10 protein-coding genes and 1 pseudogene are annotated in these 13,490 nt (G+C 60.5%); 3 read left to right on the plus strand and 8 right to left on the minus strand.

The features are described 5' to 3' along the window. Positions 1 to 434: 434 nt before the first annotated feature. Genes ccoP through ccoN form a run of 4 tightly spaced genes read right to left on the minus strand, consistent with a single transcriptional unit; the run spans position 435 to position 3,635 of the window. Positions 435 to 1,388, minus strand: a complete 954-nt coding sequence (gene ccoP / locus RHM58_RS18895; RefSeq protein WP_201255904.1) for a cytochrome-c oxidase, cbb3-type subunit III — start codon at positions 1,386 to 1,388, stop codon at positions 435 to 437. Further along, a complete protein-coding gene (locus RHM58_RS18900) occupies positions 1,385 to 1,588 on the minus strand; it encodes a cbb3-type cytochrome oxidase subunit 3 (RefSeq protein WP_201192892.1) in 204 nt (67 codons plus the stop codon). Before RHM58_RS18900 ends, ccoP begins: the two co-directional genes overlap by 4 nt. A 3-nt stretch (positions 1,589 to 1,591) precedes the next feature. Further along, positions 1,592 to 2,200 (minus strand): cytochrome-c oxidase, cbb3-type subunit II, encoded by a 609-nt coding sequence (gene ccoO, locus RHM58_RS18905; RefSeq protein WP_201202163.1) that lies wholly within the window; start codon positions 2,198 to 2,200, stop codon positions 1,592 to 1,594. A 10-nt stretch (positions 2,201 to 2,210) separates the two neighbouring features. Beyond that, positions 2,211 to 3,635 carry a cytochrome-c oxidase, cbb3-type subunit I gene (ccoN, locus tag RHM58_RS18910; protein ID WP_201202166.1) on the minus strand — a complete coding sequence of 475 codons (1,425 nt, stop codon included), beginning with the start codon at positions 3,633 to 3,635 and terminating at the stop codon, positions 2,211 to 2,213. Positions 3,636 to 3,746: 111 nt separating this feature from the next. Between ccoN and RHM58_RS18915 the strand changes: the two genes are divergently transcribed. Beyond that, positions 3,747 to 4,424 (plus strand): alpha/beta family hydrolase, encoded by a 678-nt coding sequence (locus RHM58_RS18915; protein WP_201255903.1) that lies wholly within the window; start codon positions 3,747 to 3,749, stop codon positions 4,422 to 4,424. Positions 4,425 to 4,620: 196 nt separating this feature from the next. On the opposite strand, the gene RHM58_RS18920 is transcribed toward RHM58_RS18915, so the two are convergent. The 3 genes and pseudogenes from RHM58_RS18920 to acnA form a co-directional block, all read right to left on the minus strand. Then, positions 4,621 to 6,186 (minus strand): methyl-accepting chemotaxis protein, encoded by a 1,566-nt coding sequence (locus RHM58_RS18920; RefSeq protein WP_201202172.1) that lies wholly within the window; start codon positions 6,184 to 6,186, stop codon positions 4,621 to 4,623. Positions 6,187 to 6,290: 104 nt separating this feature from the next. After that, positions 6,291 to 7,082, minus strand: coding sequence for a CPBP family intramembrane glutamic endopeptidase (locus RHM58_RS18925; protein WP_322267866.1), 792 nt, complete (start codon positions 7,080 to 7,082; stop codon positions 6,291 to 6,293). A gap of 248 nt (positions 7,083 to 7,330) precedes the next feature. Continuing rightward, positions 7,331 to 10,091, minus strand: a pseudogene (gene acnA / locus RHM58_RS18930) (aconitate hydratase AcnA). Positions 10,092 to 10,313: 222 nt separating this feature from the next. Here acnA and rlmM point away from each other — a divergent pair. Then, positions 10,314 to 11,387, plus strand: a complete 1,074-nt coding sequence (gene rlmM, locus RHM58_RS18935) for a 23S rRNA (cytidine(2498)-2'-O)-methyltransferase RlmM (RefSeq protein WP_201192860.1) — start codon at positions 10,314 to 10,316, stop codon at positions 11,385 to 11,387. Positions 11,388 to 11,617: 230 nt separating this feature from the next. After that, complete coding sequence (tusA, locus tag RHM58_RS18940; RefSeq protein WP_054054315.1) at positions 11,618 to 11,869, plus strand: sulfurtransferase TusA; 252 nt, start codon at positions 11,618 to 11,620, stop codon at positions 11,867 to 11,869. On the opposite strand, the gene RHM58_RS18945 is transcribed toward tusA, so the two are convergent. Then, entirely contained in the window at positions 11,866 to 13,275 is a 1,410-nt protein-coding gene (locus RHM58_RS18945; RefSeq protein WP_201255901.1) for an MATE family efflux transporter, read from the minus strand. The genes tusA and RHM58_RS18945 overlap by 4 nt on opposite strands. Between the last annotated feature and the right edge of the window lie 215 nt (positions 13,276 to 13,490).

Here is a 13,490-nt window from a genome sequence, read left to right on the forward strand (position 1 = left end):
AAGTATGTAGAAAGCAGGGGGTCATTGCAACGCGCCATGACCTGGGTCAATGCTTTCAGACGCTGATTCTGCGGCCTTTCCATGCGCCGCGTAAGGACAAAATTGCCCCCGGACAAAATGTCGCAGCGGAAGAAAAAGGCGAGGGGTTCAGGTCAGTTGTAACGGGGTGTGTTGAAACGCAACGATAAGGTGACCGATGGCAATTGGCACGACAGCCGGTATCTACCAGCCTTTGCGGCCTGTCATCGAGCAGATTCGTCGAACACATCGGCTAGGGTCGACCTGGAACCGGTACTTTGCCAGTCCGCATCGAGCAAGCGTAGACCCGAATCCGGGGAACCGAAAGGGAGACTGATTGAGGGTGCGACAATGCGTCGCAAATGAAGAAGGGAACTGCCGCATCCGGGAGAATGCGGCAGCAGAGCGGTCAAGATTTACTCGTTTTTGCCTTCGGCCTGCAAACGCTCGGTGCTGGCACCGTGGGACAAGCTGTAAACGTAGGCGGCCAACAGTTGCACCTTATCGTTGCCGAGCAGTTCGCTCTGCGCCGGCATATGGCCCTGGCGGCCATGACGAATGGTTTGTTGCAGTTGCACCAGGCTTGAGCCGTAGATAAATCCGGCCGGGTGCGTCAGATTCGGCGCGCCCATGGCTTCAGTGCCCTGGCCGTTTGCCCCGTGACAGGCGACGCAGGTGGTACTGAACACTTGCTGGCCGGCGTTTACGTCGGCGCTGCTGTCGGCAGGCAACGGCAGGCCGGCCAGTTCGTGACGCACATACGCGGCGACGTTTTTCACCCCAGCCTCACCGAGGATTTCACCCCAGGCCGGCATCGCGGCCATGCGACCGCCCATGATGGTGGTCTTGATGGTGTCGGCTTCACCGCCCCAACGCCAATCGCTGTCGGCCAGGTTCGGGAAGCCGAAGGCGCCCTTGGCGTCGGAGCCGTGGCACACCGAGCAATTGGACGCAAACAGGCGACCGCCCATTTTCAACGCTTGCGGGTCCTTGGCGACTTCTTCCACTGGCATGGCGGCGAATTTGGCGAAGATCGGTCCGAACTTGGCGTTAGCCTTGTCCATTTCCTTTTCCCATTCGTGAACGCCGGTCCAGCCGTCCTCGTAGCCGGGCAGGATGCCTTTCCAGTTGCCCAGGCCCGGATAAAGAATCAAGTAACCCACGGCAAACACCAGCGTGCCGGCGAACAGCATGAACCACCACTGCGGCAGCGGGTTGTCGTATTCCTCGATGCCGTCGAAGCTGTGGCCCATGGTCTGGTCGACGCTGCCCTTGGTTTCGCCCTTGCGGGTGCCGATCAGCAGCCAGGTCAGGCCGATCAGGCTGCCGATGGTCAGTACGCAGATCCACGTACTCCAGAAGGTGGTCATGGCCGGGTACTCCTTGTTTCAGGTTCTTGGGTGTTGGCGTCGTCGGGTAACGGCTCATCGGCGAACGGCAGCAAACGTGCTTCGGCGAATTCCGGGCTGCGCTTGCCGTTGAACACCCACAACGCCAGGCCGACGAAGGCCACAAACACCACGACCGTGCCCAGGCCGCGGATCATTCCACTGCTCATTTCAAAGACCATGGCTCACCTCTTGCTCTTGATGGCAGTGCCGAGCACTTGCAGGTAGGCGACCAGGGCGTCCATTTCGGTCTTGCCCTTGAGCGAGGCGACTGCACCAGTGATGTCATCGTCGGTGTACGGCACGCCGAGGGTGCGCATGGCCTTGATCTTGGTTTCGGTGTGGCTGCTGTCGAGCTGGTTGGACACTAGCCACGGGTAGCCAGGCATTTTCGATTCCGGCACCACGTTGCGCGGGTTGTACAAATGCGCGCGATGCCAGTCTTCGGAGTAGCGACCGCCGACCCGCGCCAGATCCGGCCCGGTGCGCTTGGAGCCCCACAGGAACGGGTGATCCCAGACGCTTTCACCGGCCACCGAGTAGTGCCCGTAACGTTCGGTCTCGGCGCGAAACGGCCGGATCATCTGCGAGTGGCAACCGACGCAGCCTTCGCGGATGTAGATGTCACGACCTTCCAGTTGCAGCGCGGTGTAGGGCTTCATGCCTTCCACCGGCTTATTGGTCACGTCCTGAAAGAACAGCGGGACGATCTGAGTCAGACCGCCGATGCTCACGGCAAAGATCATCAGCAACAGCAGCAGGCCGACGTTTTTTTCGATTGTTTCGTGTTTCATGGCGGACTCCTCAGGCCATCTGCGCGGCAGCGGCGGCTTCGGCAGGCTGCGAGGCCCGAACGGTGCGCCAGGTGTTGTAGGCCATCAGCAACATGCCGCTGAAGAAGATCGCGCCGCCCACCAACCGCACGACGAAGCCCGGGTGGCTGGCCACCAGGGTTTCGACGAAGGAGTAGGTCAGCGTGCCGTCTTCGTTGACAGCGCGCCACATGAGGCCCTGGGCGATGCCGTTGACCCACATCGAAGCGATGTAGAGCACGGTGCCGATGGTCGCGAGCCAGAAGTGCGCGTTGATCAAGCCGATGCTGTGCATCTGTGGGCGACCGAAGATTTTCGGGATCATGTGATACAGCGCGCCGATGGAAATCATCGCCACCCAGCCGAGTGCCCCGGCGTGTACGTGGCCGATGGTCCAGTCGGTGTAGTGGGAGAGGGCGTTCACCGTCTTGATGGCCATCATCGGCCCTTCGAAGGTCGACATGCCGTAGAACGCGAGCGAGACCACCAGGAAGCGCAGGATCGGGTCGCTGCGCAACTTATGCCAGGCGCCCGAGAGCGTCATCATGCCGTTGATCATCCCGCCCCAGCTTGGCGCCAGCAGGATCAGCGACATCACCATGCCCAGCGACTGTGCCCAGTCCGGCAGTGCGGTGTAGTGCAAGTGGTGCGGACCGGCCCAGATGTACAGGGTGATCAATGCCCAGAAGTGCACGATCGACAAACGATACGAATACACCGGGCGCTCGGCCTGTTTCGGCACGAAGTAATACATCATCCCGAGGAAGCCGGCAGTCAGGAAGAAACCCACCGCGTTGTGGCCGTACCACCACTGAACCATGGCGTCAGTCGCACCGCCGTATACCGAGTAGGACTTGTTCCAGCTAACCGGAATTTCCAGGTTGTTGACGATGTGCAGAATCGCCACGGTGATGATAAAAGCACCGAAGAACCAGTTACCGACGTAGATGTGCTTGGTCGTACGCTTGGCCAGTGTGCCGAAGAATACGATGGCGTAGGCGACCCAGACGATGGTGATCAGGATATCGATCGGCCATTCCAGCTCGGCGTATTCCTTGGAACTGGTGTAACCCAGCGGCAGGCTGATGGCCGCCAGCACGATCACCAGTTGCCAGCCCCAGAAGCAGAACTGGGCGATTTTCGGTGCGAACAGTCGGGTCTGGCAGGTGCGTTGCACCGAATAGAACGAACTGGCGAACAAAGCGCAGCCGCCAAAAGCGAAAATCACAGCATTGGTGTGCAGCGGGCGCAGGCGGCCGAAGCTGGTCCACGGCAAATTGAAGTTGAGTTCGGGCCAGACCAATTGGGCCGCGAGAAAAACCCCGAGCCCCATGCCGACGATGCCCCACACCACCGTCATAATGGCGAATTGGCGGACCACCTTGTAGTTGTAGGCGGTACTGATAGAAGTGTTCATGGTTCCCCATCCACGGTTCAGCCGAAGTGAAGGCCCGTCTTTGCGAGTAAGCCGCGCAAGGCAGACGCTTCCTTCGCCTGGAGTTATAGGCAGACTAAAAGCGAGGCAAGCATGGACAAAGAGCACAAGGCCAGTATTGACGGGGATCAATGGGCGCAGTGCGTGGCCGAACATGGCTGGCTGTGGGATGCCGCCTCGACGCCATCATCGCCGACGTTGATCCTGGCTCACGGCGCCGGTGCACCGATGGACAGCGGCTGGATGAACGACATGGCTGCGCGCCTTGCGGCACATGGGCTCAACGTGCTGCGCTTCGAGTTTCCATACATGGCGCAACGGCGCATCGACGGCGGCAAACGTCCACCGAATCCGGCGCCGAAACTGCTGGAATGCTGGCGTGAGGTGTATGCGGTGGTGCGACGCCATGTCACTGGGAAACTGGCCGTTGGCGGCAAGTCCATGGGCGGGCGGATGGCCAGTTTGCTGGCGGATGAATTGGGCGCGGATGCGTTGGTGTGCCTGGGGTATCCGTTTTACGCGGTGGGTAAACCGGAGAAGCCTCGGGTAGAGCATCTGGCCGGGCTCAAGACCCGGACCTTGATCGTGCAGGGCGAGCGGGATGCGTTGGGTAATCGTGAGGCGGTGGAGGCTTACTCGCTCTCACCGAGCATTGAGGTGTTTTGGCTGGTAGCGGGGGATCACGATTTGAAGCCGTTGAAGGCGTCCGGGTTTAATCATGAGCAGCATTTGGCGGCTGCGGCGCAGAAGGTCGCTTCATTCCTTCAGTAAGATTTTGCGGTGTTAGTGCCGGTCTCTTCGCGGGCAAGCCTCGCTCCTACGGTTTACCAGCGTCTGCATGACCGGCGCATAACCTGTAGGAGCGAGGCTTGCCCGCGAAGAGGCCCGAACAACCAACATCACTTTCACAGCGGCAATAAAAAACCCGGAAGCTTTCGCTGTCCGGGTTTTGTCTTTCCAGCATCAATCAGCGGTTAAACCGCTCCACCAACGAATACTGGGTATTGGCCGTCTTGGTCAGTTCTTCACTCAGCAACGCCGAGTGTTGTGCCTGTTCCGAGGTCTGGTCCGCCAGTTGCGAGATGTTGCTGATGTTGCGGCTGATTTCTTCGGCCACCGAGCTTTGCTCTTCGGTTGCCGCAGCAATCTGCGTGGTCATGTCGGTGATGTGCGCCACCGCTTCGCTGATGCCGATCAGTGCCTGGTCCGCTTCCAGTACTCGCGCCACACCTTCTTCAGCTTGGCGATGGCCGGCGTCCATGGTCTGCACGGCAGTGTTGGCGGTCTGTTGCAGCTTGGCGATCAGTGCATGGATCTGCCCGGTGGACTCGCTGGTGCGTTGCGCCAGTTGGCGCACTTCGTCGGCCACGACCGCGAAACCACGGCCCATTTCACCGGCGCGAGCCGCTTCGATGGCGGCGTTCAACGCCAGCAGATTGGTCTGGTCGGCGATGCCTTTGATCACATCGACCACACCACCGATTTCGTCGCTGTCCTTGGCCAGTTGGGTGACGGTCAGGCCGGTTTCACCGACCACCACCGACAGACGCTGAATGGCTTCGCGGGTTTCCCCGGCGATGTCACGACCGCGACCGGTCAGGCGATTGGCTTCCTGGGTAGCGTCAGCCGTGCGTTGCACGTGGCTGGCGACTTCCTGGGTGGTGGCGGCCATCTGATTGACCGCGGTGGCCACTTGCTCGGTTTCGACGCGCTGACGTTCCAGGCCGCTGGAGCTCTTGTGGGCCAGGGTATCGGACTGCTTCGCTTGCTCGGTCAGGTGTTCGGCAGTGTCCTGCAGGCGGGTCAGGCAGGTTTTCAGGCGCGCTTCCTGGCTGAGGATCGACATTTCCAGTCGCGCCTGGGCGCCACGGCTGTCGGTGTACATCTGCGCGATCAGTGGGTCGGAGGTGGTTTGCCCGGCCAGGACCAGCAGACGCTTGAGACCGCGTTGCTGCCAGCTCAAGCCCATCAAGCCCAGTGGCACCGACAGGCCGGCGGCCAAGGCAAAACCCCAGTGGGAGTTCAGCGACGCGCCGATCATGAAGCTCAGTTGGCTGACCAGAATGAACGGCACCCAGTCCTGAAGGACCGGCAGCCACTTGTCTGTCGAAGGAATCGCCGACTTGCCCTGGTTGATGCGTTGGTAAAGCGCTTCGGCACGGCGGATCTGTTCGGCGGTGGGTTTGATCCGCACCGACTCGTAACCGACCACCTGATTGCCTTCGAAAACCGGTGTGACGTAGGCGTTAACCCAATAGTGGTCACCGGTCTTGCAGCGATTCTTGACAATGCCCATCCATGGCAAGCCTTGTTTCAAAGTACCCCACATGTGCGCGAATACCGCTGCCGGGACGTCTGGGTGACGAACCAGGTTATGCGGCGCACGGATCAGCTCTTCACGGGAAAACCCACTGATTTCGATGAAAGCGTCGTTGCAGTAGGTGATCACGCCTTTGGCGTCGGTCGTGGAAATCAACCGTTGCTGAGCCGGGAAGGTCCGTTCGCGTTGTGTAATGGGTTGGTTGTTACGCATGGCTATGTCAATCCGTGAGGCTTTGACAGGGTGTCGGCATCGTCAGGAATTTATTGAAATTTTATTTTCAATAATCAGCGGTGCGTCGCAAAACGACCGTTGCGTCATCCGGCGAGCATCGGGTAGGTGAACAAGCCGAAATGCAGCAGGTTCAAGCCGAAATGGGTGGCGATGGCCGCACCCAACCCGCCAAATCGGTAGGCCAGACCATAGCCGACACCCGCCAGGCTCGCCAGCAACACCCATTGCCAGCCCGCGCCCATATGGGCCAGGCCGAACACCAGCGAGGCGAGCAGCAGTGCGAGGTTTTCGCCGTAGGGCAGGTGTTTGAAGTGCCGGCTCAGGCCACCTTGGATGTAGCCGCGAAACAGCGCTTCCTCAACCAGCGTTACCAACAGCAGGTTGTTCGCCACCCACAGCCAGGCCTGGTCCGGCCATTTCGGCGCCCAACTGATCATGCCCAGCAACAAGGCACCGCCGAGGGCGAGCACGACACTCAGGATCAGGGCCATAGCGGTGGCGTAAATCGACAGTCGCAGCGAACGCCGGCCGACAATCCACGGGCAGACCAGCAACAGCCAGAAACCAATCAGGGGTTTGTCCTGATTCAGGTACATGGAAAACGGCACGGCATCGTCGGTGAGGCGATGTGGGTTGATGCCGCGACCGTTGTAGAAGCCCGGGAGCCAATGCATGGCCAGCGCCAATGCCAGAAAGATGAACAGGCCGTGACCGAGGTAACGGCCGACGGGCACCGTTTGCTGGCGCACGGCGAAACCGGCGATCAGCAACAACCCGACGGAAATCGCCGCCAGCCAGCTAAGTTGGCCGTAGACCAGGGCCAGTGCGTAGCCGAGGGAGAGGAGTGCCAGGTGCAGCCATGGCAGAGCGAGCATAGAGAGTCCTTTGAGGCTGAAGAGCTTTTGTGGCGAGGGAGCTTGCTCCCGCTGGGCTGCGAAGCGGCCCCAAATCAGGTGACCACATTGTTTCAGAAAGATCGCGTTGGTTGGTTTTACGACTGCTGCGCAGCCGAACGGGAGCAAGCTCCCTCGCCACAGGGTTGTGCAATGTTTGAGGCGCGCGATTATAAGCAGCCCACAAACAAAAACACCGCCCGAAGGCGGTGTCTTTGTCAGCAGGAGAGTTAAGAGGCAATCAACTGCCGCAACACATAATGCAAAATCCCCCCGCCTTGAAGTACTCCACTTCGTTCAACGTGTCGATCCGGCACAACACCTCGATCTTCTCGCTGCTGCCGTCTTCACGGGTGATCACCAGCGTCAGGTTCATGCGCGGCGTCACTTCAACCCCGGTCAAACCGAGAATATCCACTGTTTCCTTGCCCGTGAGGTTCAGGCTTTTGCGGTTCTGATCCAGCTTGAACTGCAGCGGCAGCACACCCATGCCCACCAGGTTGGAGCGGTGAATCCGCTCGAAGCTTTCAGCGATGACCGCTTTCACCCCCAGCAGATTGGTGCCCTTGGCCGCCCAGTCTCGGCTCGACCCGGTGCCGTATTCTTGCCCGGCGATCACCACCAGCGGCGTGCCCGAGGCTTGATAGCGCATGGCCGCGTCGTAGATCGGCAGTTTCTCGCCGGTCGGAATGTAGATCGTGTTGCCACCTTCTTCACCACCGAGCATTTCATTGCGAATGCCGGATGTTGGCGAAGGTACCGCGCATCATCACTTCATGGTTGCCACGACGGGAGCCGTAGGAGTTGAAGTCGCCGCGGCGCCACGCCTGTGCTCGACGCAGGTAATGCTCCGGCCGGGCTGTCGGCCTTGATGTTGCCTGCCGGGCTGATGTGGTCGGTGGTCACCGAATCGCCGAGTAGCGCCAGTACATTGGCTTTCTTCACATCCTGGATCACCGGCAGCGGGCCGCCGATGTCATCGAAGAACGGCGGATGCTGGATGTACGTCGAATCCTCCTGCCAGACATAAGTCGCGGCTTGCGGCACTTCGATCGCCTGCCATTGCTCGTCACCGGCAAACACTTCGGCGTATTCCTTGTGGAACATCGCGGTGTTGACCTGACTCACCGCGTCGGCGATTTCCTTGGAGCTCGGCCAGATGTCCCGCAGATAAACCGGATTGCCGTTCTTGTCATCGCCAAGGGATTCGCTGCTGATGTCGATCCGCACCGTGCCGGCCAATGCATAAGCGACAACTAGCGGCGGCGAGGCCAGCCAGTTGGTTTTGACCAGCGGATGCACCCGGCCTTCGAAGTTGCGGTTACCGGACAGCACCGAAGCCACGGCCAGATCGGCTTTCTGAATCGCCTTCTCGATGGGCTCCGGCAACGGCCCGGAGTTACCGATGCAGGTGGTGCAGCCGTAGCCGACCAAGGCAAAACCCAGTTCATCGAGGTATTGGGTCAGGCCGGCTGCTTTGTAGTAGTCGGTGACCACTTTCGAACCGGGCGCCAGGGAACTCTTGACCCACGGTTTGCGCCTGAGGCCTTTCTCCACGGCTTTTTCGCCACCAACCCGGCCGCCATCATCACGCTCGGGTTGGAGGTGTTGGTGCAGGAAGTGATGGCGGCGATCACCACCGCGCCGTTTTTCAGCCGATAGGTATGGCCTTCAGACTCGTAGTCCGCTTCGCCAATCAAATCAGCGTTGCCCACCGCGACACCGCCGCCACCTTCACTTTCCAGGCGACCTTCTTCTTTGCTGGTAGGTTTGAGTTGCAGGCCGATGAAGTCGCTGAAGGCTTGGGCGACATTCGGCAGCGAGACGCGGTCCTGCGGGCGTTTAGGCCCGGCGAGACTGGCTTCGACACTGCCCATGTCCAGCTCCAGGCTGTCGGTGAATATCGGTTCCTTGCCCGGCAGACGCCACAGGCCCTGGGCCTTGGTGTAGGCCTCGACCAGTTTGACCACTTCGGGCGGGCGGCCGGACAGGCGCAGGTATTCCAGCGTCACGTCATCCACCGGAAAGAAACCACAGGTGGCGCCGTATTCCGGGGCCATGTTGGCGATGGTCGCGCGGTCGGCCAACGGCAGGTCAGCCAAACCGTCGCCGTAGAACTCGACGAATTTACCGACCACGCCTTTTTGCGCAGCATCTGGGTGACCGTCAGCACCAGGTCGGTGGCCGTGATGCCTTCCTTGAGCTTGCCGGTGAGTTTGAAGCCAATCGACTTCCGGAATCAGCATCGACACCGGTTGGCCGAGCATGGCCGCCTCTGCCTCGATGCCGCCGACGCCCCAGCCGAGAACGCCGAGACCGTTGACCATGGTCGTGTGCGAGTCTGTACCGACGCAGGTGTCCGGGTAGGCCTGCAGCACGCCGTTGACGACGCGTGGTCATCGTGACCGCGCGGCCGAGGTATTCGATGTTGACCTGGTGGACGATGCCGGTTCCCGGCGGGACGACCTTGAAGTCGTCGAAGGCTGTCTGGCCCCAGCGCAGGAACTGGTAGCGCTCGCCGTTGCGCTGCGTATTCGATCTCGACGTTGCTGCTCGAGGGCGTTCTCGAACTGCCGAAGAGGTCGGCGATGACCGAGTGGTCGATGACCAGGTTCGACCGGCGACGAGCGGGTTGATGCTTGTTGCGGGTCGCCGCCGAGCCTCTGGCGACGGCCTCGCGCATCGCGGCGAGGTCGACGATGGCAGGGCACGCCCGTGAAGTCCTGCATGATCACGCGGGCAGGGCGTGTACTGGATTTCGCGATCGGAGCGGCGCTCCTTGAGCCACGCGGCAATCGCCTTGAGGTCGGCGCCAGTGACGGTTTTTTCGTCTTCCCAGCGCAGCAGGTTTTCCAGCAGGACTTTCAACGACATCGGCAACTTGTCGAGATCACCGAGGCTCTTGGCAGCGTCGGGCAGACTGAAATAGTGGTAGGTCTTGTCGTCGATTTGTAAGGTCTTAAGGGTTTTCAGGCTATCGAGGGACGGCATTTGAAATGACTCCTTTAAGTCCGCACGGCTACGGACTGGGGGAAGGACAGAGCATTAAACCTAGCCCTGTTTTAAGTAGCTGGCTAATAACTGGACTCTATCGACAAGTCCAAGGTTCCGAACTCGGCTATCATGCGGCGGTTTTCGTGACAGGCTTTGCTTCAACGCAAGCCTGGGCATCGCGCAGTGGTTGAATTTCTCGCCATCTGCCCAGGAGTAAGAATGAACACCCTCTTTATGCATTGCCGGCCGGGCTTCGAAGGCGAAGTCTGTTCCGAGATTTCCGAACACGCGGCACGGCTGAACGTGGCCGGTTATGCCAAGGCTAAAACCGCCAGCGCCTGTGCCGAATTTATTTGTACCGAAGAAGATGGCGCCGAGCGCCTGATGCGCGGCCAGCGGTTCGCCGAATTGATCTTCCCGCGTCAGTGGGCTCGGGGGATCTTCATCGATCTGCCGGAAACCGACCGTATCAGCGTGATCCTGGCGCACATTGTCGACTTCCCGGTGTGCGGCAGCCTGTGGCTGGAAATGGTCGACACCAACGATGGCAAGGAACTGTCGAACTTCTGCAAGAAGTTCGAAGGTCACCTGCGCAAGGCGCTGATGGCGGCCGGCAAGCTGGTGGAAGACGCCAGCAAACCGCGCCTGCTGCTGACGTTCAAAAGCGGCCGTGAAGTGTTCGTCGGTTTGGCTGAGTCGAATAACTCGGCGATGTGGCCGATGGGAATCCCACGGCTGAAGTTCCCGCGTGACGCACCAAGCCGTTCGACCCTGAAGCTGGAAGAGGCCTGGCACCATTTCATCCCGCGCGACCAGTGGGACGAGCGTTTGCACAGCGACATGACCGGCGTTGACCTGGGCGCCGCGCCGGGCGGTTGGACCTGGCAACTGGTCAACCGTGGCATGCTGGTGACCGCCATCGACAATGGCCCGATGGCCGAAAGCCTGATGGACACTGGTCTAGTGCAACATTTGATGGCTGACGGTTTTACCTTCAAGCCTCGTCAGCCAGTGGACTGGATGGTCTGCGACATCGTCGAGAAACCGGCGCGCAACGCCGCGATGCTCGAAGAATGGATTGGCGAAGGGCATTGCCGCGAAGCGGTGGTCAACCTCAAGCTGCCGATGAAACAGCGTTACGCTGAAGTGAAGCGCTTACTCGAACGCATCGCTGATGGCTTCAAGGAACGCGGCATCAAGGTCGAAATTGGCTGCAAACAGCTGTATCACGACCGCGAAGAAGTGACCTGCCACCTGCGCCGGATTGACGTGAAGAAACCTAAGTCCCGTTAATCACGCGGACTAATGTGGGACCGGGCTTTTGTGGCGAGGGAGCTTGCTCCGCTGGGCTGCGAAGCAGCCCTAATACCAGACGCCGAGATCTTCCGATAAACCGCATCGCCAGAATTGGGGCCGCTTCGCGCTCCAGCGGGAGCAAGCTCCCTCGCCACAGTGACAAGCTGTACGATCTGTTAAGAACCCCGGCAATGCGCGACAATGCCGGCCAGTTTCAGGAGTGAATCATGAGTGAAATGCTTGATACGCCGGTAGACGGCACCCTCGATGCCACCGGCCTCAATTGCCCGGAGCCGGTGATGATGTTGCACCAGCACATTCGTGACCTGGCGCCCGGCGGCTTGCTCAAGGTGATCGCCACCGACCCGTCGACCCGTCGCGATATCCCCAAGTTTTGCGTGTTCCTCGACCACGAACTGGTCGCGCAGCATGAAGAGGCAGGCACCTACCTCTACTGGATCCGCAAGAAACTCGCTTAACCCGCTGACTGGCTGATGCGGATCCGCTTGCGTGCACTGCGCGTCAGGCGGATTGACAGCATCAGCGCCGCGCAACTCAAGCCCACGATCAAACCCTGCCACAGCCCACTCGGGCCACTTGGCGTGCCGAACCAATCGGTCAGCCCCAAGGCGTAACCCACCGGCAAACCAATCCCCCAGTACGCAAACAGCGTCAGGATCATCGTCACCCGTGTGTCCTGATAACCGCGCAGCGCGCCGGCCGCCGTGACCTGGATCGCGTCGGAAAACTGGAACAGCGCCGAATACACGATCAGCATCGCCGCCACATGGATCACCGTCGGATCAGCCGTGTAGATCGTTGCGATGTGTTCACGCAGCAACAGCATCATGCTCGCCGACAGACAGGCGTAAGCCAACGCACTGCCCATGCCGACGCCCGCTGCGAATCGGGCTTCACGCGGTTCATTGCGGCCCAGTGCCTGACCGACGCGCACGGTGACGGCCATCCCCAGCGAGTAAGGGATCATAAAGACCAGCGAGCTGACGTTCAGCGCAATCTGGTGGCCGGCCACGACGGTCGCGCCGAGGCTGCCGATCAGCAGGGCAATCACCGCGAAGATGCTCGATTCGGCAAACACCGCAATGCCGATCGGCAGGCCGATGCCCAGCAGGCGTTTGATCACCGACCATTGTGGCCAGTCGAAGCGGCTGAACAGCTCGCTTTTTCGGTAGGCGGGCGCCCCGCGTGTATAGGCCGCCATGCCGAGGGCCATGAACCACATCACAATCCCCGTTGCCCAGCCACAGCCGGCACCGCCCATGGCGGGTACGCCCAAGTGGCCGTAAATGAATACGTAGTTCAACGGGATGTTCAGCGCCAGGGCGCACAGACCGAGGATCATCGCCGGGCGAGTGCGGCCCATGCCGTCACTGAAGCAGCGCAACACGTGATAGAACGCGACCGCTGGCAAACCTGCGGCGATGCCATGCAGGTATTGCATGCAGGGGCCGATCAGCTCGGGATCGACTTTCATGATGTGCAGGATCGGTTCGGCAGCGATCAGCATGCCAGTCGCCATCAACCCCACCACCAACGCCAGCCATAGCGCCTGACGCACGATCGGGCCGATCTCGCTGTGAGTGCCGGCGCCAAAGCGCTGGGCAACTTTCGGCGTCGTGGCGAGCAACGTGCCGGTCATCAGCAGGAACACCGGCACCCAGATCGAGTTACCCAGCGCCACAGCGGCGAGATCTCGTGGCCCGACACGGCCGGCCATCACCGCATCGACGAAGCCCATGGCGGTGGTCGCCAGTTGCGCGATCATGATCGGCAGCGCCAGGGCGAACAGGTTTCTCAGCTCCAGGCGAACCCGGGCCGGGCGGGTGAGGGTGGTTGCAGCGGGGCGGTCAGTTACGGAATTCAAGGGCGAAACGTCCAGGGATATTTGATGCGCTAGGCGGCGCATTCTACCCGTTGACGCAGTGGTCAGGAAAAGAGCTGTGTTAGGGATTTGTAATCCACTCTTGGCTGTTTCGACATTCCCTGTGGCGAGGGAGCTTGCTCCCGCTGGGCTGCGAAGCGGCCCCAAAATCAACAACCCGGTTTTGTCAGGCCCACCGCGTGCGCAGATTTTACGAC

The sequence above is a fragment of the Pseudomonas sp. 10S4 genome, from assembly GCF_034344865.1.
Taxonomy (GTDB): Bacteria; Pseudomonadota; Gammaproteobacteria; order Pseudomonadales; family Pseudomonadaceae; genus Aquipseudomonas.

Coding starts and splice junctions, on each gene's coding strand:
- ccoO (WP_201202163.1), bottom strand. CDS start 2,200: ATGAAACACGAAACAATCGAAAAAAACGTCGGCCTGCTGCTGTTGCTG.
- tusA (WP_054054315.1), top strand. CDS start 11,618: ATGAGTGAAATGCTTGATACGCCGGTAGACGGCACCCTCGATGCCACC.
- RHM58_RS18920 (WP_201202172.1), bottom strand. CDS start 6,186: ATGCGTAACAACCAACCCATTACACAACGCGAACGGACCTTCCCGGCT.
- RHM58_RS18900 (WP_201192892.1), bottom strand. CDS start 1,588: ATGGTCTTTGAAATGAGCAGTGGAATGATCCGCGGCCTGGGCACGGTC.
- ccoN (WP_201202166.1), bottom strand. CDS start 3,635: ATGAACACTTCTATCAGTACCGCCTACAACTACAAGGTGGTCCGCCAA.
- rlmM (WP_201192860.1), top strand. CDS start 10,314: ATGAACACCCTCTTTATGCATTGCCGGCCGGGCTTCGAAGGCGAAGTC.
- ccoP (WP_201255904.1), bottom strand. CDS start 1,388: ATGACCACCTTCTGGAGTACGTGGATCTGCGTACTGACCATCGGCAGC.
- RHM58_RS18915 (WP_201255903.1), top strand. CDS start 3,747: ATGGACAAAGAGCACAAGGCCAGTATTGACGGGGATCAATGGGCGCAG.
- RHM58_RS18925 (WP_322267866.1), bottom strand. CDS start 7,082: ATGCTCGCTCTGCCATGGCTGCACCTGGCACTCCTCTCCCTCGGCTAC.